This is a genomic window from Pseudomonas wadenswilerensis (genome assembly GCF_024749185.1).
In the GTDB taxonomy this organism is placed as follows: domain Bacteria; phylum Pseudomonadota; class Gammaproteobacteria; order Pseudomonadales; family Pseudomonadaceae; genus Aquipseudomonas; species Aquipseudomonas wadenswilerensis.
In genome coordinates this window covers 3,319,430-3,341,300 of sequence record NZ_CP087191.1, presented here as the reverse complement: position 1 = coordinate 3,341,300, position 21,871 = coordinate 3,319,430, and the positions used below count along the sequence as shown (strand labels likewise).

Genomic DNA, 21,871 nt, shown 5'->3' with positions numbered 1-21,871 from the left:
TGGCGCTCCTAACGCATGACAAAGGGGTCGGGCATGGGCGCGGTGGAGAGGTTGATCCACACCGTTTTCAGCTCGGTATACGCCAGCACCGAATCGATGCCGCTTTCACGGCCGTAGCCGCTGTTCTTGAAACCGCCGATCGGTGCCATGGCCGACACCGCACGGTAGGTGTTGATCCAGATGATCCCCGAACGCACGTCCCGGGCCAGGCGATGGGCCCGCCCCAGGTCGCGGGTCCAGATGCCGGCGGCAAGGCCGAACTGCGAATCGTTGGCCATGGCCAGGGCCTCGGCCTCGGTCTTGAAGCGGATCACCGCCGCCACCGGGCCAAAGACTTCTTCCTGCATGATCTTCAGTGAGTGGCTGTCGCATTCGAACAGGGTCGGCTGGTAGTACCAGCCAGCGCCTTCGACCTCGGCGCGCTGGCCGCCCAGGCGCAGTTTGGCGCCCTCGGCCTTGGCCGCCGCTACCAGGCCTTCGACCACGGCCAGTTGCTGGGCGGTGGCCATCGGGCCCATTTCGCTGCTTTCATCCTGCGGGTTGCCGATCTTGATGCGCTTGGCGCGTTCGATCAGGCGCTCGACGAACTCATCGAAGATCTCGTCCTGCACCAGCAAGCGCGAGCCGGCTACACAGCTCTGCCCGGAGGCGGCGTAGATGCCGGCCACCGCGCCATTGATGGCGCTGTCCAGGTCGGCGTCGGCGAAGATGATGTTCGGCGACTTGCCGCCCAGCTCCAGCGACAGCCTGGCGAAGTTCTCGGCGCTGCTGCGCACCACATGGCGGGCGGTGGCGGCGCCGCCGGTGAAGGCGATCTTGCGCACCAGCGGGTGGCGGGTCAGGGCGGCGCCGGTGCTCGGGCCGTAGCCGGTGACGACGTTGACCACCCCCGGCGGGAAGCCGGCCTCAAGGGCCAGGCGCGCCAGTTCGAGGATGGTCGCCGAGGCATGCTCGGACGGCTTGATGACGATGGTGTTGCCGGCTGCCAGGGCCGGTGCCAGTTTGATCGCGGTCAGGTACAGCGGGCTGTTCCAGGGAATGATCGCCGCCACCACGCCGATCGGCTCGTGCACCGTGTAGGCAAACAGGTCGGGCTTGTCCAGCGGCAGGGTGCCGCCTTCAAGCTTGTCGGCCAGGCCCGCGGTGTAGTGGAAAAACTCCGGCAGGTAGCCGACCTGGCCGCGGGTCTCACGGATCAGTTTGCCGTTGTCGCGGCTTTCCAGCTGGGCCAGGCGCTCTTTGTTGTCGCTGATCAGGTCGCCGAGGCGGCGCAGCAGCTTGCCCCGGGCGGTGGCGGTGATGCCACGCCAGGCGGGGCTTTCGAAGGCTTTTTGCGCGGCCTGTACCGCCAGTTCGACATCGGCTTCAGCGGCATCGGGCAGTTGCGCCCAGGCTTGCGCGGTGGACGGGTCGAGGCTGTCGAAGGTCTTGCCGCTGACGGCATCGCGCCACTGGCCGTCGATGCACATCTGGAAGGGTACAAGTGTCATGCAACGATCCCCTTGGCTGAATCGGAGAGGGTTCGGGCGTGCCCGAGAAAGTCCAGGAGCATCTGGTTGACCAGGCGCGGCGACTCTACCGGCATCATATGCCGTTGCTCGGCCAGCACCACGCTCTGGGCCCCGGGAATGCGCTGGGCCAGTTGCACGGTCATGTCCGGGGTCGAGCCCAGGTCCCATTCGCCGGTGGCGATCAGGGTCGGCACCTGGATGCTCGCCAGGTCATCGACGCGGTACATGTCCTGGGTGGCGAACAGTTCGTAGGTGGTCAGGTAACCCTGCGGATCGTTGCTGGCCAGGATCTGGCGAATAGCGGCGATCTGCGCCGGGTTGGCCGCCTGGTATTCGCGGCTGAACCAGCGTGCCAGGGCTGCTTCGGCATTGGCGTCGGGGCCGTGTTCGGCCGCCTGGGCAGTGCGTGCGATCACCCCGGCGCGCTGTTCGGCGCTGCGGTTGAACACGCTGTTGAGCACCACCAGCGCGGCCAGGCGCTGCGGGTAGTGCAGGGCGAAGGCGCGGGCCACCAGGCCGCCCATGGAGAAGCCGATGATGGTTGCCTGAGGCACTTGCAGGTGCTCGAGCAGCTCGGCCAGTTGCGCGGCATAGCCGGGCAGGCCGGTGCCGGATGCCGGACGCGGGCTCTGGCCGTGGCCGAGCATGTCGTAGGCAATGACCCGGTAATCGCTGGCCAGGCCAACGATCTGCCCGCCCCACATTTCTTTGTTCAGGCCCACGCCGTGTATCAGGACCACGGGTTGGCCTTGGCCGGTCGCCAGGTAACTGGTGCCGGCCGGGGTGCGTTCAGCAGCAGGCTGAATCATCGGTCGCTCCTAGGGCGTAATTATTGTTATTGCGCTTTTTCAGCGGCCAGCTCTTCCAGGTCGATGTAGCGGTTGCCGATGCGCGGGTGCAGGCGGCCGCCGTCGGCGCAACCGAGCACCACGACGATCTCGTCGGCACGCGGGGCGTCTTCGATCTGCATTTCCAGAGTGATGTAGTGCGAGCGCAGGCCTTCGTCGTCCTTGTGCATCATCGGGATCTGGATCGAGGTGCCAGGGCCGCCGCGCTTGTTGGTGAAGCTCAGGTAGCTCTTGGCCTGGACCGCTTCGCGGTAATGGTTGCCAAAGCGCAGGGTGTGGATCACTGCCGAGGCGTGTTCGATCTCGCCATCGGCGCCGACCACGGCGGCCTTGCCGTAGGCCTCGATCTTGTCGGCACCACCGATGGCCGCGCACAGGCGCTCGACCATCTGCGCACCGAGGTCCGAGCAGTTGGCGCGAATCTCTGGCTTCAAGTCTTCGACAAAACCGCGACCCAGCCACGGGTTCTTGATCACCACAGCCAGGCCGACCATGGTCACCGGCTTGTCGGTGGCCTTGCCGCCTTCAATCAGGGTTTGTTCGGTGTAGGTGACGATCTTGCGGATTTCGAAACTCATGGGCAGCTCCCGTGCAGGGTGGGTTGGTCTTGTTGTCTGATGGTATACCATAATATTTGACGCGCAAGGGCTTGCTGCAAATTTCTCTGCCTGGGGGACGGGTGGGAGGTAGAAAAGCATCGCGGGGCAAGTCGAGTCGACTTGACCCGCGATCAGCGCTTACTTGCGCGCTTCGAGGATCAAATTGAACGGCGTCTCGGTCGCCCGGCGAAAGCGCTTGAACCCGGCTTCCTCGAACACCGCTCGCAGCCTGCCTTCACCCGCCTGTGCACCCAGCCCCAGGCCAACTTCCTGAGACAGCGAGTTCGGCGTACAGATAAAGGTCGAGGCGGCATAGAACAGCCGCCCGACCGGCGTGCTGTTTTCATCCAGGGTGTCGTTGGCATACGGCTCGACCAAAAGCACCGTGCCGTCGGCTTTCAGCGACTCATAGGCATGCCGGGCGGCGCCGACCGGGTCGCCCATGTCGTGCAGGCAGTCGAAGTAGCAGATCAGATCGTAGTCGTTGCCGGGGAAGTTCTTGGCGCTGGCCTGGACAAACTCCGTGCGTTCGGTCACGCCCCCTTCGGCAGCACGTTCGCTGGCGATGCTGATCGATGGGCCATGGTAGTCAAAGCCGCTGAAGCGCGAGGCCGGGAAGGCCTGGGCCATGATCACCGTCGAGGCGCCATGGCCGCAGCCGACATCGGCGACCTTGGCCCCGGCCTGCAGTTTGTCGATCACGCCGGTCAGGCTCGGCAGCCACTCGGCCACCAGATGGGCGCGGTAACCAGGGCGGAAGAAGCGCTCGGTGCCGCTGAACATGCACGGGTGATGATCGCCCCAGGCCAGGGCACCATCGCCGCGCATGGCGGCAACCAGTTTGTCTTTGTCGTGAAACAGCGCGGCAATCACCGAGGCACCGCCAGCGACATACACCGGTGAGTCTTCGATGGCCAGGGCCATGGCCTGTTCTTCCGGCAGGCGAAAGCGCCCATCGCTGTGCTCCATGTAGCCGGAAGCGGCCTGGGCGCTCAGCCATTCGCGCAGCAGGCGGGGATTGCAGCCGGTCTTGTCGGCCAGTTGTTCGGGTGTGATGAATTGGCTGTCGGCCATGGCCCGGTACAAACCGAGCTCATCGCCGAGGATCAGGTTGGCAAGCATGGCCGCGGCACCCATGTCGGTGACCAGCTTGCCCATGAAGTCATTGAGTCTGGCTTCGTCCATTGCGTGTTCTCCTGCAAGAAGTCCAACGTCAACGGGGTTGCCAGCGGGGCCGGCAACCTCGGGCCAATGTGTTGCGGGGGCAACTCTTAAGTCTAGTTCGCTTCGAAGAACGCCAGCACTTGTGCGCTGAACGCTTCGTCCGCTTCTTCCATGACGAAGTGCCCGCAGTCGGCGATGACGCTGCCGCGCAGGTTGTCGGCATGGGCTTGCAAGGTCTGCAACGGCACCTCGCCGGTAGCATGCTCGGCGCCGATGGCCAGCACTGGCATGTTCAGGCGTTTGCCGGCGCGCTGGCGGTTCTGGGCGATGGTCTGGCTGATCGAGCGGTAGTAGGCCAGCCCGCCACTCAAGCCGCCGGGCTTGCTGTAGGCCTTGATGTAGGTATCGACGGCAACGCGGTCGACATGGTGCGCCCAGCGCTCGAACATGAAGGTCAGGTAGCGGTCCTCACGGCCACTGATCAAGGCTTCGGGCAAGTCCTGCAACTGGTTGAACAAGAAGTGCCAGATGAAAATGTTCTGCTCGGCGCTGACAAAGATCGGCGGCGCCTCGGCCAGGCCCGGAATCACCGCCTCGCTGAGCACCAGTTGGCTGACCGCGTCGGGGTAATCGCTGGCCAGCGCATAACCGACCCACATGCCCACGTCGTGGCCCGCCAGCCGGTAGCGTTGGTGGCCCAGTTGGCCCATGGCCCGGTGCAGCAGCGCGGCGATGTTGCCGGTGTCATGGCCTTCGGCGGCCGGGTCGGAGAGGCCGGTGCCCGGCAGATCGACGGCAATGGCCTGGTAACCCTGGCGGGCCAGGGCTTTCATCACATGCCGCCAGGTGTACCAGGTCTGCGGCCAGCCCGGGATCAGCAGCACCGGCTGGCCACTGCCCAGTTGTACGCAGTGCAGGCGGCGGCCAGGCTCGAGGATCAGGTAGTGATGTTCGAAGTCGGTTTCGGGGGTTGCTGACATGTGTTGCACTCCATGTGAAAAGGGCATTCAAACCAGGCCCAGCAGGGTCTGGATCTGTTGCGGGTCGACCGGCGCGCCGGCAAAGTCGTCGAAGGTGCGAGTGGTGACCTGGATGATGTGCTCACGGATGAACGCTGCGCCTTCGCGGGCGCCGTCTTCCTGATCCTTGAGGCAGCACTCCCATTCCAGGGTGGCCCAGCCGGGGAAGTCGTATTGCGCCAGCTTGGAAAAGATCGCCTTGAAATCGACCTGGCCGTCGCCCAGGGAACGGAAGCGTCCGGCCCGCTCGGTCCAGTCGCAGTAACCGCCGTAGGTGCCCTGGCGGCCAGTTGGGTTGAACTCGGCATCCTTGACGTGAAACATGCGGATGCGCGCGTGGTAAATGTCCAGGTAGTCCAGGTAGTTCAGTTGCTGCAGGACGAAATGGCTGGGGTCGAACAGCAGGTTGCAGCGCGGGTGCTGATCCACCAGGTCGAGGAAGCGTTCAAAGCTGCTGCCGTCGTGCAGGTCTTCACTGGGGTGGATCTCGTAGCAGAGGTTGATGCCATGGTCTTCGCAGGCATCGAGGACCGGCCGCCAGCGCCGCGCCAGCTCTTCGAAGGCCGCCTCGATCAGGCCGGCCGGGCGCTGCGGGAAGGGGAACAGGTAAGGCCAGGCCAGCGAGCCGGAGAACGTGCCCATGTCGGTCAGGCCCAGGCGTTGCGAGGCCTTGATTGCCAGGTGCAATTGTTCCAGCGCCCAGGCCGTGCGCGCCTGGGGTTTGCCGTGCAGGGCCGGCGGGGCGAAGTTGTCGCACAGGGCGTCGTACGCCGGGTGTACCGCGACCAGCTGGCCGAGCAGATGGGTGCTCAGCTCGCTGACCTGCAGGCCGTGCTCGGCGAGCATGCCACGCAGCTCATCGCAGTAGCCCTGGCTTTCGGCAGCCAGTTCCAGGTCAATCAGGCGCCGGTCCCAGGCCGGCACCTGCAAGGCCTTGAAACCATGGCCGGCCGCCCAGCGGGCGATCTCGGGGAGGCTGTTGAAAGGGGCTTGCTCAGCGCTGAACTGGGCCAGGTGCAGGCTGGGTCCTTTGAGGGTACGCATGGTGACTTCCTATTGTTTGTCGATCGACAAACAATAGGTCGGCAACAGGCTTGCGTCAACTGTTTTGCAGGGTAGAATCCGCCACACCTGATTTGATGGACACACAACCCATGGCCGGACGTCCCCGGGAATTCGATCGCGACCAGGCCTTGCACAAGGCCCTGGCGACCTTCTGGCAATACGGTTACGAAGGCACTTCGATGGCCCTGCTGGTCAGTGCCCTGGGCATTGCCTCGGCGCGCATCTACGCCGCCTTTGGCAGCAAGGAGCAGCTGTTTCGCGAAGTGGTGGCGCTGTACCTGGCCGAGCAGGGCGGCTTTGCCGAGCGGGTCATCCACCGCGACCTGGCAGTGGGCCAGGCCGTGGAGCAAATCCTCCTTGAGGCCATCGCCACCTACACCGCGGCGGACGGCCCGCGCGGTTGCCTGGCGGTGTCATCGACCGCCAGCGGCGGGCCGGATATCAGCGGCGTGCTCGACTGGATGAGCGAGCTGCGCCGCCAGCGCACCCAGTCGATCATCGACTTGCTGCAGCAGGCCCATGGCCGTGGCGAGCTCAAGGCCGATGCCGATCCGCAGGCACTGGGCGACCTGTTCGCCACCTTGCTGCACGGCATTGCCATCCAGGCCCGCGACGGCATTGCCACGGCGCGCCTGCAGGCGATGATCAAACCGGCACTAAGCGCACTGCGCGCGGCCCAGGCCTGATTCAGCGCGCCTGGCCGGAGGCCCGCTCACGCAGGGCCTTGCTGACCTTTGCCTGGATTTCGTAGGCCGGCGTTTCGACCGCGTCGAAGTCGCGCGAGTAGCGCCGGGCGAACTCCGCCACTCCCCATTGCTGGTACTGCTGCACATGGTGCAGTTCGTGGGCCCAGAGCGCGACGTTGTCCTGGGCGTCGGCTTCGTTGCGAAAGACGATGATGTCGATCAGGGTCACGGCGTTGACGTCGGGGTTCTGCAGCAGGGCATTGGCGCTGTCCAGGGCCTGTTGATCGCCGACCTTGTAGCGCGCCGCGTCGAGCACCTGGAAGTCATAGAACGGTTCGAGCTGGGCGCGGATGTGCAGGGGGATCGGCAGCACCGTGCCGGCCGCCGCAGTATCGCGCGCCTGCTGCAAGGCCAGGGCCAGGGAACTGCTGGCCATGCGCCCGAGGTCGTCGAGCACGGTGCCGGCCTGGCCCGGGTCGATGGGCGAGCAGATGCAACTGCCCAGGCAGATTTCGTACTGGCCGGCCGGGCAGGCGGCGAGGGCGGTGAGTGGGGCAGTCAGGGCAAAGCTCAGCAATAGCGACTCAAGAGGCTTCATGCAAAGCCCCGGCAATAAAGTCGCGGGAGGCCTTGAGCACCTGTTCCTGAATCGGCTCGCTGGCGAGCATGCGCGCAATCACCAGTGCGCCCACGCACTGGCTGATCAGCGCCCAGGCCAGGCCAGGGTCTTCGAGGGTTTGCGCCCAGGCTTGCTGCAGGCTGCACAGCCAGTGTTCGGCTTCTGCACGCACCGGTTGCTCGGCACGGGCGATTTCCGCGCCCAGGGTTGGTATCGCGCAACCGCCTTCGACATTGTGCAGATGAGCCATGCTCAGGTATTGATCCAGGCAGCGCTCCAGCCGCGCACGGTTCATCGGCTGCTGGGCGATGGGGCTCTGGGACAGCTCGCGGCGTACCACTTCGCTGAACAGGTCGTCCTTGGACGGGAAGTGGTTGTAGAAAGCGCCACCGGTCAGGCCGATGGCCTTCATCAGCCCGGCCACACCCGTGGCAGCGAAGCCGCCGCGCTTGGCCAGGGCGCCGCTGCTCTCCAGCAACTTTTGCCGGGTTTGTTCCTTGTGCTGGGTGGAATAGCGCACGCCGGCAATCTCCGCAGGGCTGGCTTGACGAAGCCTGAATCATAGCATAGCGTTCGTTTACTAAATGATCGTTTACCAATGGAGGCGACAGATGACCCAAGGCAAGAAGGTGGTACTGGTGGTAGGGGCCGGCGATGCAACCGGCGGCGCGATTGCCAAGCGTTTTGCCCGCGAAGGTTATGTCGCCTGTGTGACCCGGCGCAGTGCCGACAAGCTGCAGCCGCTGGTGGGCGAGATCCGCGCCGCCGGCGGCGAGGCTCATGGTTTTGCCTCGGATGCGCGCAAGGAAGAGGAGGTGGCCGCGCTGGTTGAGGAGATCGAAAGCACCCTCGGCCCGATCGAAGCCTTTGTCTTCAACATCGGCGCCAATGTGCCCTGCAGCATTCTCGACGAGACCGCGCGCAAGTACTTCAAAATCTGGGAAATGGCATGTTTCGCCGGCTTCTTGACCGCTCAGGCCGTCGCGCGGCGCATGGTCACCCGTGAGCGCGGGACTATCCTGTTTACCGGTGCCACCGCTGGCTTGCGCGGCGCTGCCGGGTTTGCCGCCTTCGCCGGCGCCAAGCATGGCATTCGCGCCCTGGCCCAGAGCATGGCCCGCGAGCTTGGGCCGCGCAATATTCATGTCGCCCATGTGGTGGTGGACGGAGCCATCGATACCGCGTTCATCCGCGACAGCTTCCCCGAGCGCTATGCACTCAAGGACCAGGACGGCATTCTCGACCCGCAGCATATCGCCGACAGCTACTGGTTCCTGCACAGCCAGCCCCGCGATGCCTGGACCTTCGAACTCGACCTGCGGCCGTGGATGGAACGCTGGTAAGCCCTCTCACAACAACCCGTATAACAACAAGAAAGGAACTGCTGCACATGAGCAAGATTGTCGAATTCTTCTTTGATCTGGGCAGCCCGGCCAGCTACCTGGCCTGGACCCAACTGCCAAGCCTCTGCGCCCGGCACGATGCGCAACTGGTGTACCGGCCGATGTTGTTGGGCGGGGTGTTTCAGGCCACCGGCAATGCCTCGCCGGTGATGGTGCCGGCCAAGGCCCGGCATGTGTTCGTCGACTTTCAGCGCTACGCCAAGCGCTATGGCGTGACCCTGGCGTTGCCACCGGGTTTTCCGATCAATACCCTGGGCCTGATGCGCGGCACCGTTGCCGTGCAGCGCTATCAACCGCAGCGTTTCGAGGCTTACCTGAGTGCGATGTTCCAGGCCCTGTGGGTGCAGCAGCGTAATCTTGGCGACCTGCAGGTATTGGCGGGTGTGCTGCAAGCGGCCGGTTTCGACCCCGAGCAGTACCAGGCCTGGACGGCCGAGCCCGAGGTCAAGACCGCGCTCAAGGATGCGACTGAAGAAGCGGTGCGCCGAGGCGTGTTCGGTGCCCCCACGTGTTTTGTCGGCGAGCAGATGTTCTTCGGCCAGGATCGCCTGGAGTTTGTAGTGGAAGCGTTGGGCTGAGCAGGACAGTCAAGTGTAGCGGCATTATTTTCACTAACTGTATGGTCGAGGCGGGTCGGGACTCCGATAGTGTCAGTGCAGCCCAATAAAAAAACCGGATGCCTGCCATGCTCAGCTCACTGGACCTGATCACTGCCTTCGTACTGTTCGCCTTCGTTTCCTCGATCACCCCGGGGCCCAACAACACCATGTTGCTGGCCTCCGGAGTGAACTTCGGCGTGCGCCGTTCGATTCCCCATGCACTGGGCATCAGCGTGGGCTTCATGGTCATGGTCCTGGCGGTGGGTTTCGGCCTGGGCGAAGTGTTCAAGGCCTACCCGCCGATCTACACCGTGCTGCGCTATGTCGGCGCCGCCTACCTGCTGTACCTGGCGTGGAAGATTGCCACATCCGGGCCGCTGTCGGTCAGCGACTCGGCCAGCCGCAAGCCCCTGGGCTTCTGGGGCGCGGCAGCATTCCAGTGGGTCAACCCGAAAGCCTGGGTCATGGCCGTGGGCGCAATTACCACCTACACCCCGGCCCAGGGCTACGTCACCAACGTCATCGTCATCGCCACCGTGTTCGCCCTGGTCAACCTGCCCAGCGTGTGCGTCTGGGTGATGTTTGGCAGCGCCTTGCGCACGGTGCTGCAGAACCCGCGCTGGCTGATGCTGTTCAATTTGCTGATGGCGGCGCTGCTGGTGATATCCCTGTACCCCTTGCTGTTTGTAGAATCGAGTTTTTCCTGACGTGAGTACGCTGGCACATGCAGTTGATTCCCTGGTCCCATGACACAAGTGCTGGCTTCACCCTGCGCGGCTGGCGCTCCCCGGCCAGTGGCAAACCGTTGCTGCATTTTCTGCACGGCAACGGCTTTTGCTGCCTGGCCTACCAGCCGTTGCTGGCGCGCCTGGCCGAACAGTTCGACCTATGGCTGTGCGATGTCCAGGGCCATGGCGACAGTGACCATGGCGGCCCGTTCGCCGGCTGGAATCGCACTGCGCAGCTGGCCATCGAGGCCTTCGAGGCGGGCCGTGGCGAGTACGGCGAGGTGCCGCGTTTTGCCGTCGGCCACAGTTTTGGCGGGGTGCTCACCGGCTTGATGCTGGCGCAGCAGCCACAGCTGTTCCAGCGCGCGGTGCTGCTCGACCCGGTGCTGTTTACCCGGGCGATGATGGGCATCATGGGGGCCGCCGCGCTGGTCGGCCTGCACCGTCGTCATGCCCTGGCACGCAAGGCCGCCACCCGTCGCAGCCATTGGCCTGATCGCGGCACGGCACGGGCGTCGCTGGAGGGGCGGGGGATCTTCAAGGGCTGGAGCGAATCGGCGTTGCAGTCCTATATCGAACACGCCATCGGCGATTGCGGTGAAGGCGTGGTGCTCAAGTGCCGGCCCAGCCGTGAAGTGGAAATCTTCAGCTCCTTCCCCCGGCGCATGTGGGCTTCGTTGACCCAGGTGGCCACTCCGAGCCTGGTGCTCTATGGCGAATCCACCTATCCCTTCGTGCCGCAATCGGTACAACGCTGGGCCCAGGTCAATCGCCAGGTGACCGCGACCCAGGTGCCGGGCGGGCACTGCTTCATGCAGGAAGATCCGGCGGCGTGCAGTGAGCGGGTCGAGGCCTTCCTGCTGGGTTGATCTGGCTGTTGTCCATTTTGCGACGATAGCTGGCCTTATCGCGAGCGAACGACAGCGCGCCTTTGCCTAAGCTGCTCCTCCAATGACAACAACAGGAGAAGCAGCATGGGACAGGCGCGTTGGCCGTTGCTGTGCGTGGGAGCCGTGCTGAGCGGTGCGTGTAGTCATTTCGACGAGGGCCGGGCGCTGACCGCGGCGCAGCGGCCTGCAGTCGAGCTGAGCCGCACCGCGGGTACGCGTGCGGATGCGTTACCGCAGGATTGGTGGTCGCTGTACCAGGACCCGCAGCTGGATCGCCTGGTAAACGCAGCCCTTGCGCATAACCGCGAGCTGGCCGCTGCCCAGGCGAATGTGCAGGTGTTGCTTGGCGGCCTGCGTGGTGCCGCCGCCGGGCGCTGGCCAACCACACGGCTGGGTTATGGCTACCGCTACGGCCGTGATGGGGATGACCAGACCCTGGCAGACGCCACCGCCAGCCATGCGGACAGCCAGTTCAAGCATGAAGCGCAATGGGGCCTGGATTACGAGCTTGATCTGTGGGGCCGGGTTGCCGCTGGCATCGTTGCGGCCCGCGCCGATGCTGAAGCGGCGCAGGCCGCCCGTGACCTGTTGCGGGTCAGCGTCGCGGCGCAAACCACGCGTGCATATTTGCGGGTGTGTGCCCTGGGCGCTCGCCGCGAGGTGCAGCAGCAGTCAGTGGCGTTGTTGCAAAGCAGCCTGGACCTGACGCGCCGGCAACAAGCCGCCGGGGTCCTCACCGAGCTGGATGTCAGCCGCCAGCAAAGCCTGCTGGAGCAGACCCGCGCGTTGTTGCCCCGGTTGCAGGGCCAGCGTCAGGCAGCCTTGTTCGAACTGGCGGTACTCAGCGGCCAGCCGCCGCAGCATCTGGATGAGCAGGCCAGCCATTGCCAGCGCCTGCCCAGCATTGCCCGGCCATTGCCAGTGGGCGACGCCTGGAGCCTGCTGCAACGCCGCCCGGATATCCGCCAGGCCGAACGCCAATTGTTCGCCGCTCGGGCACGGATCGACACCGCCAAAGCCGAACTGTATCCGCAGGTGCACTTTGGCGCGGCACTGGAATCGTCAGCGGCATCCTTCGGTGCGATGGGTGACAGCAAGGCGCTGACCTTTGCCATCGGCCCCTTGATCAGTTGGCGCTTTCCCAACCGCGAGCAGGCCCATGCCCGGGTCGAGCAAGCGCAAGCGAGCAGCGAGGGTGCCCTGGCGCGTTTCGACAGCGTGGTGCTGGAAGCCTTGCGCGACACCGAGCAGGCCTTGGCGCTGTATGCCGGAGAACGCCAGCAGCGCGCGGCATTGGCCCGCGCCACGGCCCAGAGCCAGCGCGCCTATGAACTGGCCCGGCTGAGCCTGGACGCCGGCGCCGTGGATGGCCTGGAGCTGCTCGACAGTCAACGCACCCTGGTCCGCCAGCAGGCCGAACTGGCCGAAGCCGACTTGCGCCTGCTGGAGCGCCAGGTCGCGCTGTTCCGTGCCCTCGGTGGCGGCTGGCAGCGTGTCCACACCCCTCGATCCCTTGCCTTGCACACCGGAGCCCGCCCATGAACCAGGCCGTTAGCCCTGATCCGCAGATTGTCAGCGTGAAACTGACCCGCCGCCGGCAAGCCATCCATGTGCTCGGCGCTGCCGGGTTGTTGGCCGTGCTGGCCTATGGCGGTTACTGGTGGAGCAGCGCGCGCTTCTTTGAACAGACCGACGACGCCTATGTGCGTGCCGACTGGGCACCGGTCAGCGCGCGGGTGGCAGGCTATGTCACCGAGGTGCGCGTGGCCGACAACGCCAGGGTCAAGGCCGGCGACGTGCTGGTGCGCCTGGACGATCGCGACTACCGGCAGCGCTTGCGCCAGGCCCGCGCGCAACAGGCCGTCAGCGCAGCGGCAGTGCAGGCACAACAGGCGCACCTGGTTACCTTTGGCGCGCAACTTGATGAGCAGCGCCAGGCCATCGCCCGTGCCCAGGCCGAACGCGCTGCCAGTGAAGGCGAGGCCCGGCGTGCGCAACTCGACTGGCAGCGCTACCGGCAACTGGCCGGGCAACAAGCCGCCAGCGCCCAACGCCTGGAAAGCGCCACCGCCAGCCGGGTCAAAGCCCAGGCGCTGTTACGCGGGGCCGCTGCCGAGCTTGAGCGCCAGCAGGCGCGGCAACAGGTGCTGAGCAGCCAGCGGCAACAGGCTCAGGCCGACCTGGCTTCGCGCCAGGCTGCGCTGGAGCAGGCCGAAGCGGAGTTGGGTCTGGCCGAGAATGCCCTGGCCGACACCGAGATTCGCGCGCCTTTCGATGGCGTGGTCGGCCAGCGCAAGGTTCGCCAGCAGCAGTACGTCACCCCCGGTTTGCCGTTGCTGGCGGTGGTGCCGGTGGCTCAGGCCTATGTGGTCGCCAACTACAAGGAAACCCAGCTTGAGCACTTGCGCCCCGGCCAGCGGGTCACCCTGGAAGTCGACACGTTTGGCCGTCACTGGCAGGGGACCGTCGACAGCGTGTCGCCCGGCTCCGGCGCGGTGTTCGCGCTGCTGCCGCCCGACAACGCCACTGGCAACTTCACCAGGATCGTCCAGCGCTTCCCGGTACGCATCCAGCTCGATGCGCCGCCCGCCGGTGAAGCGCAACTGCTGCCCGGCATGTCGGTGATCGCCACGGTCGATACCCGCGAGGCTCGCCATGGCAGTTGAAGACAAGGTCTCGTTACGCGCCTGGGTGGCGGTAATCGGCGGCTTGTTCGGCTGCTTCATGGCCGGGATGAACGTGCACGTCACCAGCGCCGCCTTGCCGGAGATCGAAGGTGCGCTGGGTGCCAGTTTCGAGGAAGGTTCGTGGATCTCAACGGCCTATCTGGTCGCCGAAATTACCATGATCCCGCTCACCGCCTGGCTGGTGCAGGTGTTCTCCCTGCGCCGGGTAATGCTGGTGGGCTCGGTGGTGTTTCTGCTCAGTTCGGTCAGTTGCGCCCTGGCGCCAAGCCTGCAGGCGATGATCGCCATCCGGGTCATCCAGGGCGCCTCGGGGGCGGTGCTGATTCCGCTGTCGATGCAACTGATCATCACCGAACTGCCGGCCAGCAAGATCCCCCTGGGCATGGCCTTGTTCAGCCTGTCCAACAGCGTTGCCCAGGCGGCCGGGCCGTCGATTGGCGGTTGGCTCACCGACGCTTATTCATGGCGCTGGATTTTCCTGTTGCAGTTGCTCCCGGGGGTGGCGCTGATTGCGGCGGTGGCCTGGTCGATCGGCGCCCAGGCCGGGGACCGGCGCAAGCTGCGCCAGGCCGACTGGCTGGGCATCGCCGCCATGGCCCTGGGCTTGGGGGCGTTGCAGATCGTGCTGGAAGAGGGCGGGCGCAAGGACTGGTTCGATTCTTCGTTCATCATCGCCTTCAGCCTGGTTGCCGGTTTTGCCCTGGCGCTGTTCATCCAGCGGCAGTTATGGGGGGATCGCCCGTTCATCAACCTGCGTCTGCTGGCCAGCTACAACTTTGGCGTCGCCAGCCTGGCCATGGCAGTGTTCGGCGCGGCAACGTTCGGCCTGGTATTTTTGGTGCCCAACTACTTGTCGCTGGTGCAGGGTTACAACGCCCGCGAGATCGGCATCAGCCTGATCGCCTACGGCATGGTCCAGCTGCTGTTGGCGCCGTTGCTGCCGCGGTTGATGCGCTGGCTCAACGCTAAACTGCTGGTCGCCAGTGGCTTCGCGATCATGGCCCTGGGCTGCTGGCTGGGGGCGCACCTGTCGGACGATGCCGCCGCCAACGTGATCATCCCCTCTACCGTGGTGCGCGGTATCGGCCAGCCGCTGATCATGGTGGCGCTCTCGGTGCTGGCGGTCAAAGGCCTGGACAAGGCCCAGGCGGGCTCGGCCTCGGCGCTGATCTCGATGCTGCGTAACCTCGGTGGCGCGGTGGGCACGGCGTTGCTTACGCAACTGGTGTCCCAGCGTGAGCGTTTTCATTCCGAGCGTATCGGCGAGGGCTTGACGATGTTCGATGGCGCCTTGCAGCAGCGCCTGCCGGACGGGCTGGTCGATGTGCAGTCGCCGGCGGTGATGCAGACGCTGAGCCTGATCGACCACAGTGTGCGCCAGCAGGCCTACCTGATGGCCTACTCGGATGCCTTCTACCTGGCCTGCCTGGCCCTGGCCGTCTGCGCCCTGGCTGCATTGCTGCTGCGCCAGAAGGACGGTTGATCAGTCCGGCTGTGCCGTGCCATAGGCCTGGGCCTTGCCGAAATAGGCCGAGGGCGAAACCCCCAGGGTGCGGCGGAACATGGCGCTGAAGGCGCTGGGGCTGTCGTAGCCCAGGTCCAGCGCCACATCAAGAATCGGATGCCCGGCGGCCAGGGAGTCGAGGCTGGCCAGCAGGCGCATGCGCCGCAGCCACTGGATGAAGCTCAAGCCGGTCTCGCGCTGAAAGGCGCGGGTCAGGGTGCGGGCGCTGCTGCCGATCAGGCGGGCGGCGCGGGCAAGGTTCCAGTCTTCACCGGGCGCATTGCGCAGGGCCTGGCACAGCTCGGCCAACTGCGGGTCGCGGGGGGTGGGCACATGCAGGGCCATGATCGGCAGCACGCGGATCTCATCGAGGATCAGCTGCATCACCCGCTCATCGCGACCGCCGGGCGGGTAGTCGGCGGGAATGTCCATGGCACTGATGATCAGTTGGCGCAGCAGCGGCGAGATGTCGATCACCTGGCAGTCCTGTGGCAGGTCGGTGCGGGCTTTCTGGTCGATGAACAGGGTGCGCATGCGTACTGCTCCGGCCATCTTCAGGTCGTGTTCGACTGCGCTCGGCACCCACACCCCACGCCCTGGCGGCACCACCCAGCTGCCCTGCAGCGAATTGACCGTGATCACCCCGCTCAGGGCATGGATCAACTGCGCGCGGTTGTGGCAGTGCGCGGCAATGCGTTCGCCGTGGCGGTAGTTTTCGGCCAGGGTGAGGATGGGCTTTTCCTGGCGGGCGGCAGGCGACATGAGCAAGGGCCGTGTTGAGCGGGAAGCGCGATGGTAGCAAAAAGGGCGTTGACTGCGACCGCTGCGCGCTCGATCGCCGGCACGCCAGCCCCCCACAGTCAGGCGATATCACTGGCCTCGAACTCCGCCGCGAGAAAATCCAGCAAGCTGCGCACCGACGGCAGCAACCCGCGCCGCGAGGCGAATACCGCGTGCACCACGCCGCACTCCGGTGCCCAGTTCGGCGTGGCTTGCACCAGCCGCCCGGCTTCGAGTTCTTCGCGTATGACCACCAGCGGCAAATGCACCACCCCCACGCCAGCCACCGCCGCCTGGCGCAAGACGATCAGGTCATCGGTCACCAGCCGCGGGTTGTGCCGCAGGCTGGCACGGGCGCCGTCGGGGCCGAGCAGGTGCCAGTGGTAATCGCGCTGCGGGTAACCCCAGTGCAGGCTGGGCAGGGCGCTCAGGTCAGCCGGCACCGGGCGCTGTGGCAGGCGCTCGAGCAAGGAGGGCGCGGCCACCAGGTATTGGGTGCTACGCGCCAGCACCTTCATCACCAGGTCGCTGCTTTCCAGTGGCGGCACGCGTACGCGCAGGGCGATGTCGATACCTTCCTGGATCAGGTCGACCTGGCGGTTGGTACTTTCGATATGCAGCTGCACCAGCGGGCACTGGACCATGAAGCGGGTGAGCATGGCCCCGACCCAGAAATCCAGCAGGGCAGTGGGGCAGCTCAAGCGCACGATGCCTTGCGGCTCGGCGCGGTTGCGCTCGATCAACTCGGCGGCGCCTTCGGCTTCCACCAGCATGGCCACGCAATGGCGGTAGTAGGCCTGGCCGATTTCGGTCACCGAGAAGTGCCGGGTCGAGCGCTGGATCAGGCGCACGCCCAGGCGTTCTTCCAGCCCGGCGATGCGCCGGCTGAGCTTGGATTTGGGCATGTCCAGGGCGCGACCGGCCGGGGCGAAGCCGCCGTGATCGACCACCTGGGCAAAGTAGTAAAGGTCGTTGAGGTCTTCCATCAGTGTTCTCCATATGGAACGCTGAAGGCAGTTTAACTGATCTACCGCCGATGTCGTTGCGCTCGTATGGTTATAGCCATGCACGAGAGGAGGCATCTGATGAAAAAGATCCAAGGCGTCTACAGCAGCCCGCACCCACATTGGGTGGGTGATGGCTTCCCGGTCCGTAGCCTGTTCACCTACGACAACCTGGCCCAGCACATCAGCCCGTTCCTGCTGCTGGACTATGCCGGCCCCCACGACTTCACCCCGACCACGGCGCGTCGCGGGGTCGGCCAGCACCCCCATCGCGGTTTCGAAACCGTGACCATCGTCTACCAGGGCGAACTGGAGCACCGCGACTCCACCGGCGCCGGCGGCCTGATCGGCCCGGGCGATGTGCAGTGGATGACCGCCGCCGGCGGGATTCTCCATGAGGAGTTCCACTCGCCAGCCTTCGCCGCCCAAGGCGGCACCCTGGAGATGGTCCAGTTGTGGGTCAACCTGCCGGCCAAGGACAAATCGGCGCCCGCCGGCTACCAGACCTTGCTCGGCACCGACATCCCGGTGGTGCCGCTGGGCAACGGTGCCGGCAGCCTGCGGGTGATTGCCGGTGCGTTCCGCGGCCACCAGGGCCCGGCCCAGACCTTCTCGCCCATGGATGTCTGGGACCTGCAGCTCAAGGCCGGCGCGCCCGTGCGCCTGCCCAGTGCCGCCGGGCGCAGTACCGCGCTGGTGGTGTTGCGCGGTCAGTTGCTGGTCAACGGCGAGCGTCAGGTCGGTGCCGCGCAACTGGTGCTGTTCGACCGCGCCGGTGACGAGCTGCTGCTCGAAGCGCAAAGCGATGTGTCGGTGCTGCTGCTCAGCGGCGAGCCGCTGGATGAGCCAATTGTCGGTTACGGCCCGTTCGTGATGAACAGTGATGCCGAAATCGCCGAAGCCTTCGACGATTTCCGCGCCGGGCGCTTCGGCCAGATGAGCGGGCAGGCCGGTCCGCGACACCACAACTAGTCTCATTAACCCGAAGGTCGGCCGCAGGGCCGGCCTTCGACCCGGGCTGCGCGCAAAACGCCCAGCCTGATCCCGAAGGAGAACGTGCCATGAGTACTTTTGCCAACGTTGCCAACTTCAACGGCCAGGTGCCGCGCATCGACCCCGATGACGCCGCGATGCTGTTGATCGACCATCAGAGCGGCCTGTTCCAGACGGTCAAGGACATGCCCATGACCGAGCTGCGGGCCAACGCCATTACCCTGGCAAAGATCGCATCGCTCGCCAAGATCCCGGTCATCACCACCGCTTCCGTGCCGCAAGGTCCCAACGGCCCGCTGATCCCGGAAATCCATGAAGCCGCCCCCCACGCCCGGTACGTGGCACGCAAAGGTGAAATCAACGCCTGGGACAATCCCGAGTTCGTTGCCGCGGTAGAGCAGACCGGACGCAAGACGTTGATCATCGCCGGCACCATCACCAGTGTGTGCATGGCCTTCCCGAGCATCAGCGCGGTCAATGCGGGCTATAAGGTATTTGCGGTGATCGATGCCAGCGGCACCTATTCGAAGATGGCTCAGGAAATCACCCTGGCGCGCATCATGCAGGCCGGCGTGGTGCCGATGGACACCGCCGCGGTGTGCTCGGAAGTCCAGCGTACCTGGAACCGTGAAGACGCCCAGCAATGGGCCGAAGCCTACAGCGCTGTGTTCCCGCATTACCAGTTGCTGATCGAAAGCTATCTCAAGGCGCAACAGGTCGCACGCGACAACGAACTGCTCGATTCCCAACGCTGATCCCTCATGTCCGGTGCCCGGCACCGGCGTCTCAATGCAAGGAGTAAGACCATGACCAAGCCCTACGTCCGCCTGGACAAGAACAACGCCGCCGTCCTGCTGGTCGACCACCAGACCGGCCTGCTGTCGCTGGTTCGAGACATCGACCCGGACCGGTTCAAGAACAACGTGCTGGCCGTTGGCGACCTGGCCAAGTACTTCAAGCTGCCGACCATCCTCACCACCAGCTTCGAAACCGGCCCCAACGGCCCGCTGGTGCCCGAGCTCAAGGCGCAGTTCCCCGAAGCGCCGTACATCGCTCGTCCGGGGCAGATCAACGCCTGGGACAACGAAGACTTCGTCAAGGCGGTCAAGGCCACCGGCAAGAAGCAACTGATCATCGCCGGTGTGGTAACTGAAGTATGCGTGGCGTTCCCGGCGCTGTCGGCCCTGGAAGAAGGCTTTGACGTGTTCGTGGTCACCGATGCCTCCGGCACCTTCAACGAGTTGACCCGCGACTCGGCCTGGAATCGCATGTCGCAAGCCGGCGCCCAACTGATGACCTGGTTCGGCCTGGCCTGTGAGCTGCACCGCGACTGGCGCAACGACATCGAAGGCCTGGGTACCTTGTTCTCCAACCACATCCCCGACTACCGCAACCTGATGACCAGCTACAACACCCTCACCAACGGCAAGTAACGCCGTTAACCGATCGGCGGCCGGGCGCTAGCGTAGCCCGGCCGTCGTCGTCTCGACATCGCCCTGAAGGGCAGACCTTTGCGGCGCCGAAATTCAGCGAAACCGCTGGTGTGGTGACGTTTGCGCAGGTGATGATCAGCGCATGAAACCTGCTCCCACCTTCGCTGGCCATCGTCGCACCGTGCGGCCCGGCAGCGTCATCAGCTTCTGGCTGCCCTATCAGCCACCGTTGCACTGGCCATCGCTGCTGGGGTTTCTTGCCGCGCGGGCGATCACAGGGGTCGAGACGGTGGCGGCGGGGGTGTATACGCGCAGTTTTGATCTCGCCCAGGGCCAGGGCATCGTCCAGGTGTCTCAGGCGCGTGGGTCCCGGCTGAAGGTCACCGTGGTCGGTGCTTCTGCGCGAGCACTGCCGGGTTTGCTGGCCAGGGTCCGACGGGTGTTTGATCTGGATGCCGAACTGCACAAGATCCAGGCACAGCTCAGTCGAGACCCGTTGATGGCGCAACTGATCAACCTGCGTCCGGGGCTGCGTGTGCCGCGGGGCTGGGACGCGTTCGAGCAGGCCATGCGCACCGTGCTGGGCCAGCAGATCAGTGTGGCCGGGGCTATCACCCTGGCCGGGCGCCTGGTGGCGGGTTACGGCCAGCGACTCCCCGCGCATGTCCAGCAGTGGCCCGGCTTGACCCATGTGTTCCCCAGGGCCGAGGCCATTGTAGACGTCGACCTCAGTGGCCTGGGCATGCCGCGCTCGCGGGCCTTGACCTTGTCGACCCTGGCCCGGGCATTGCTGGAGGACCCGCAGCTGTTACGCCCTGAGCGCAATCTGGAGGCCTGGGTCCAGCGGCTGTGCCGCTTGCGCGGCATCGGCCCGTGGAGCGCCCACTATCTGGCCCTGCGCCAGATGGGCGCGGCCGACGCCTTGCCGCTGGGGGATGTGGCCCTGATCAAGGCCTTGCGCCTGCTTGAAGGCGCCGACGCACAACTGGCCCAGCGTGCTCAGGCCTGGAGCCCGTGGCGCGCCTATGCCGCCCAGCACCTGTGGGCGTCATTGAGCTGACTTAGCTGGACTGGCGCCACTTCACATCGGTAATGCCGTAGCGCTCGGCCAGGGGCTTGCTGACTTTCCTGACCTTCTCGCGGCCGTAGCGGCCTATTCGACCGAGCCCGGCGTCGCAGCTTGCCCAGTGCCAGGCTTCGGCGTTGTCCATCGTCTCGGCGCGGATGATGAAAGACTTGTGATCGCCGTGCAGCTGATAGTCGATGACGAATAGTTTTGCGTTGTTCATGGGGCTGGCAGGATCCTTACAGAGCAGTGACCAAGAAAATCCCTTCAATGCCTCTAGTGAGTGCTGGGCGATGGAAAAAATTCCATCGGATTTCCCTGGTCAATGGGCGCCGCTGACGGTCAGGTGCCGGGCGTCCTTTTCAAACACCACCTGCTCCAGGCGATGGGCAATGCCGTAGGGCAGCGAGTCGTAGGCGGGGATGACCTTTTCTTCGGTCGACAGGCAATGAAAGATGTCCAGCTTGCGCTCGGCCTGGGCGGTCTCCAGTTCGAATATACGCACGTAGCGCTCCAGGTCGTTGTTCAGGCTCGACAGGTATTCACGCAGGCGCGAATGGTCCACCGCGCTCTGGCTGAAGTGCCAGGTCATGGGATGGATGAGAAAGCGAGAATGGGGAGCGGCGACACGCTCGGCGGCGGCCAGGTACATGATGATGCCCATGGACTCGATGTTGCCGGCATTGACTGCGCAAAGCGGCACCGGCAAGGACTTGAGAAAGCTGTACAGCGAGAATCCGAAGTTGGTGCTGCCGCCAGTGGTCGAGAGAAACAGCAGCAACGAGGTAGCGCCGTCATCGACGGCCTGCAGGCACCGGTCGCGAAAGCGCTCGGTGGTGTCCTGGTCGATCTGGCAATGAAAGTGGATCACCTGTTGGCTCATTGCAGTGCCTCAGGACCGACGCACGTGCAGTGCGCCGGTCTTTCGTCCGTTAGCTACGGCCGCCACCACTTGGTTTGCGGGCCTGGTCTTTGTCCATGTCAGGCTTGCGGGTCTGGCCACCTGCGGTACCGCCGGAGGCCTGGCCACCTTTTTTCCCGGCATCAGACGCTTTTTGCTTGTCGTTAGCGAAATTCCCGGGATTCGAAGTGCCTTTGTTAGCCATGATTCTCTTCCTCTTGTGAATATTCGCAAGGCGTTTGCCTTACACAGGTTGGGAGGCGGCCGCCGTGGGCAAAGTTTTAAATATTTCAGCGATGCGAGACGAACGGTAAAGGCATGCCGTTCATCTGCCACAGGCCCGAATACCTGGAACTTGGCCAAGGGCAGACG

Annotated in this window: 25 protein-coding genes; 12 read left to right on the top strand and 13 right to left on the bottom strand. The window is 65.0% G+C overall.

Going from position 1 to position 21,871, the window contains the following annotated elements; all coding sequences use genetic code 11:
• Window positions 1-8: 8 nt before the first annotated feature.
• The 6 genes from LOY45_RS15195 to LOY45_RS15170 form a co-directional block, all read right to left on the bottom strand.
• Window positions 9-1,490 carry an aldehyde dehydrogenase gene (locus LOY45_RS15195; protein WP_258577939.1) on the bottom strand — a complete coding sequence of 494 codons (1,482 nt, stop codon included), beginning with the start codon at window positions 1,488-1,490 and terminating at the stop codon, window positions 9-11.
• Window positions 1,487-2,320, bottom strand: a complete 834-nt coding sequence (locus LOY45_RS15190) for an alpha/beta fold hydrolase (RefSeq protein ID WP_258577938.1) — start codon at window positions 2,318-2,320, stop codon at window positions 1,487-1,489. Before LOY45_RS15190 ends, LOY45_RS15195 begins: the two co-directional genes overlap by 4 nt.
• Before the next feature lie 26 nt (window positions 2,321-2,346).
• Complete coding sequence (locus LOY45_RS15185) at window positions 2,347-2,937, bottom strand: amino acid synthesis family protein (protein ID WP_115086958.1); 591 nt, start codon at window positions 2,935-2,937, stop codon at window positions 2,347-2,349.
• A 159-nt stretch (window positions 2,938-3,096) separates the two neighbouring features.
• Entirely contained in the window at window positions 3,097-4,143 is a 1,047-nt protein-coding gene (locus LOY45_RS15180) for a class I SAM-dependent methyltransferase (RefSeq protein ID WP_115086957.1), read from the bottom strand.
• Between the two features lie 92 nt (window positions 4,144-4,235).
• Window positions 4,236-5,102 carry an alpha/beta fold hydrolase gene (locus tag LOY45_RS15175; RefSeq protein WP_258577937.1) on the bottom strand — a complete coding sequence of 289 codons (867 nt, stop codon included), beginning with the start codon at window positions 5,100-5,102 and terminating at the stop codon, window positions 4,236-4,238.
• A gap of 27 nt (window positions 5,103-5,129) precedes the next feature.
• Window positions 5,130-6,185 (bottom strand): sugar phosphate isomerase/epimerase family protein, encoded by a 1,056-nt coding sequence (locus LOY45_RS15170; RefSeq protein WP_115086955.1) that lies wholly within the window; start codon window positions 6,183-6,185, stop codon window positions 5,130-5,132.
• Between the two features lie 110 nt (window positions 6,186-6,295).
• On the opposite strand from LOY45_RS15170, the gene LOY45_RS15165 reads away from it, so the two are divergent.
• Window positions 6,296-6,892: a TetR/AcrR family transcriptional regulator gene (locus LOY45_RS15165; protein WP_115086954.1), complete on the top strand. Its 597-nt coding sequence runs from the start codon at window positions 6,296-6,298 to the stop codon at window positions 6,890-6,892.
• 1 nt (window position 6,893) lies between these two features.
• On the opposite strand, the gene LOY45_RS15160 is transcribed toward LOY45_RS15165, so the two are convergent.
• Window positions 6,894-7,490, bottom strand: a complete 597-nt coding sequence (locus LOY45_RS15160) for an eCIS core domain-containing protein (protein WP_115086953.1) — start codon at window positions 7,488-7,490, stop codon at window positions 6,894-6,896.
• A complete protein-coding gene (locus LOY45_RS15155; RefSeq protein ID WP_115086952.1) occupies window positions 7,477-8,031 on the bottom strand; it encodes a TetR/AcrR family transcriptional regulator in 555 nt (184 codons plus the stop codon). The genes LOY45_RS15160 and LOY45_RS15155 overlap by 14 nt, the downstream gene beginning before the upstream one ends.
• A gap of 91 nt (window positions 8,032-8,122) precedes the next feature.
• On the opposite strand from LOY45_RS15155, the gene LOY45_RS15150 reads away from it, so the two are divergent.
• The 7 genes from LOY45_RS15150 (at window position 8,123) to LOY45_RS15120 (ending at window position 15,301) form a co-directional block, all read left to right on the top strand.
• Window positions 8,123-8,854 (top strand): SDR family oxidoreductase, encoded by a 732-nt coding sequence (locus LOY45_RS15150; protein WP_258577936.1) that lies wholly within the window; start codon window positions 8,123-8,125, stop codon window positions 8,852-8,854.
• A gap of 47 nt (window positions 8,855-8,901) precedes the next feature.
• On the top strand, window positions 8,902-9,492 hold the full coding sequence (locus LOY45_RS15145; protein ID WP_258577935.1) for a 2-hydroxychromene-2-carboxylate isomerase: 591 nt from the start codon (window positions 8,902-8,904) through the stop codon (window positions 9,490-9,492).
• A gap of 98 nt (window positions 9,493-9,590) precedes the next feature.
• Entirely contained in the window at window positions 9,591-10,220 is a 630-nt protein-coding gene (locus LOY45_RS15140) for a LysE family translocator (RefSeq protein WP_177414870.1), read from the top strand.
• Between the two features lie 17 nt (window positions 10,221-10,237).
• The gene (locus tag LOY45_RS15135) at window positions 10,238-11,110 is read left to right on the top strand and encodes an alpha/beta fold hydrolase (protein WP_115086948.1); all 873 of its coding nucleotides are present in this window, start codon (window positions 10,238-10,240) and stop codon (window positions 11,108-11,110) included.
• Window positions 11,111-11,215: 105 nt separating this feature from the next.
• Window positions 11,216-12,673, top strand: a complete 1,458-nt coding sequence (locus tag LOY45_RS15130; protein ID WP_258577934.1) for an efflux transporter outer membrane subunit — start codon at window positions 11,216-11,218, stop codon at window positions 12,671-12,673.
• The gene (locus LOY45_RS15125; protein ID WP_258577933.1) at window positions 12,670-13,797 is read left to right on the top strand and encodes an HlyD family secretion protein; all 1,128 of its coding nucleotides are present in this window, start codon (window positions 12,670-12,672) and stop codon (window positions 13,795-13,797) included. Before LOY45_RS15130 ends, LOY45_RS15125 begins: the two co-directional genes overlap by 4 nt.
• Window positions 13,787-15,301, top strand: a complete 1,515-nt coding sequence (locus tag LOY45_RS15120) for an MDR family MFS transporter (protein WP_115086945.1) — start codon at window positions 13,787-13,789, stop codon at window positions 15,299-15,301. The genes LOY45_RS15125 and LOY45_RS15120 overlap by 11 nt, the downstream gene beginning before the upstream one ends.
• Here LOY45_RS15120 and LOY45_RS15115 read toward each other — a convergent pair whose 3' ends face one another.
• Window positions 15,302-16,084 (bottom strand): AraC family transcriptional regulator, encoded by a 783-nt coding sequence (locus tag LOY45_RS15115; protein WP_134062771.1) that lies wholly within the window; start codon window positions 16,082-16,084, stop codon window positions 15,302-15,304.
• A gap of 98 nt (window positions 16,085-16,182) precedes the next feature.
• Window positions 16,183-17,091: a LysR family transcriptional regulator gene (locus tag LOY45_RS15110; RefSeq protein WP_166675694.1), complete on the bottom strand. Its 909-nt coding sequence runs from the start codon at window positions 17,089-17,091 to the stop codon at window positions 16,183-16,185.
• A 96-nt stretch (window positions 17,092-17,187) separates the two neighbouring features.
• On the opposite strand from LOY45_RS15110, the gene LOY45_RS15105 reads away from it, so the two are divergent.
• The 4 genes from LOY45_RS15105 to LOY45_RS15090 all read left to right on the top strand — a co-directional run bounded on the left by LOY45_RS15105 (window position 17,188) and on the right by LOY45_RS15090 (window position 20,592).
• Window positions 17,188-18,078: a pirin family protein gene (locus LOY45_RS15105; protein WP_115086943.1), complete on the top strand. Its 891-nt coding sequence runs from the start codon at window positions 17,188-17,190 to the stop codon at window positions 18,076-18,078.
• Between the two features lie 89 nt (window positions 18,079-18,167).
• Window positions 18,168-18,854, top strand: coding sequence for a hydrolase (locus LOY45_RS15100; protein ID WP_115086942.1), 687 nt, complete (start codon window positions 18,168-18,170; stop codon window positions 18,852-18,854).
• A 51-nt stretch (window positions 18,855-18,905) separates the two neighbouring features.
• The gene (gene ycaC / locus LOY45_RS15095) at window positions 18,906-19,532 is read left to right on the top strand and encodes an isochorismate family cysteine hydrolase YcaC (protein ID WP_010223830.1); all 627 of its coding nucleotides are present in this window, start codon (window positions 18,906-18,908) and stop codon (window positions 19,530-19,532) included.
• Between the two features lie 142 nt (window positions 19,533-19,674).
• Window positions 19,675-20,592: a DNA-3-methyladenine glycosylase family protein gene (locus LOY45_RS15090; RefSeq protein WP_115086941.1), complete on the top strand. Its 918-nt coding sequence runs from the start codon at window positions 19,675-19,677 to the stop codon at window positions 20,590-20,592.
• 1 nt (window position 20,593) lies between these two features.
• On the opposite strand, the gene LOY45_RS15085 is transcribed toward LOY45_RS15090, so the two are convergent.
• From LOY45_RS15085 to LOY45_RS27015, 3 genes are all read right to left on the bottom strand, one after another.
• Complete coding sequence (locus LOY45_RS15085) at window positions 20,594-20,821, bottom strand: DUF6555 family protein (RefSeq protein WP_115086940.1); 228 nt, start codon at window positions 20,819-20,821, stop codon at window positions 20,594-20,596.
• 99 nt (window positions 20,822-20,920) lie between these two features.
• Entirely contained in the window at window positions 20,921-21,481 is a 561-nt protein-coding gene (locus tag LOY45_RS15080) for an ATP-dependent Clp protease proteolytic subunit (protein WP_115086939.1), read from the bottom strand.
• A 49-nt stretch (window positions 21,482-21,530) separates the two neighbouring features.
• Window positions 21,531-21,704: a KGG domain-containing protein gene (locus LOY45_RS27015; RefSeq protein WP_080764720.1), complete on the bottom strand. Its 174-nt coding sequence runs from the start codon at window positions 21,702-21,704 to the stop codon at window positions 21,531-21,533.
• Window positions 21,705-21,871: the final 167 nt, after the last annotated feature.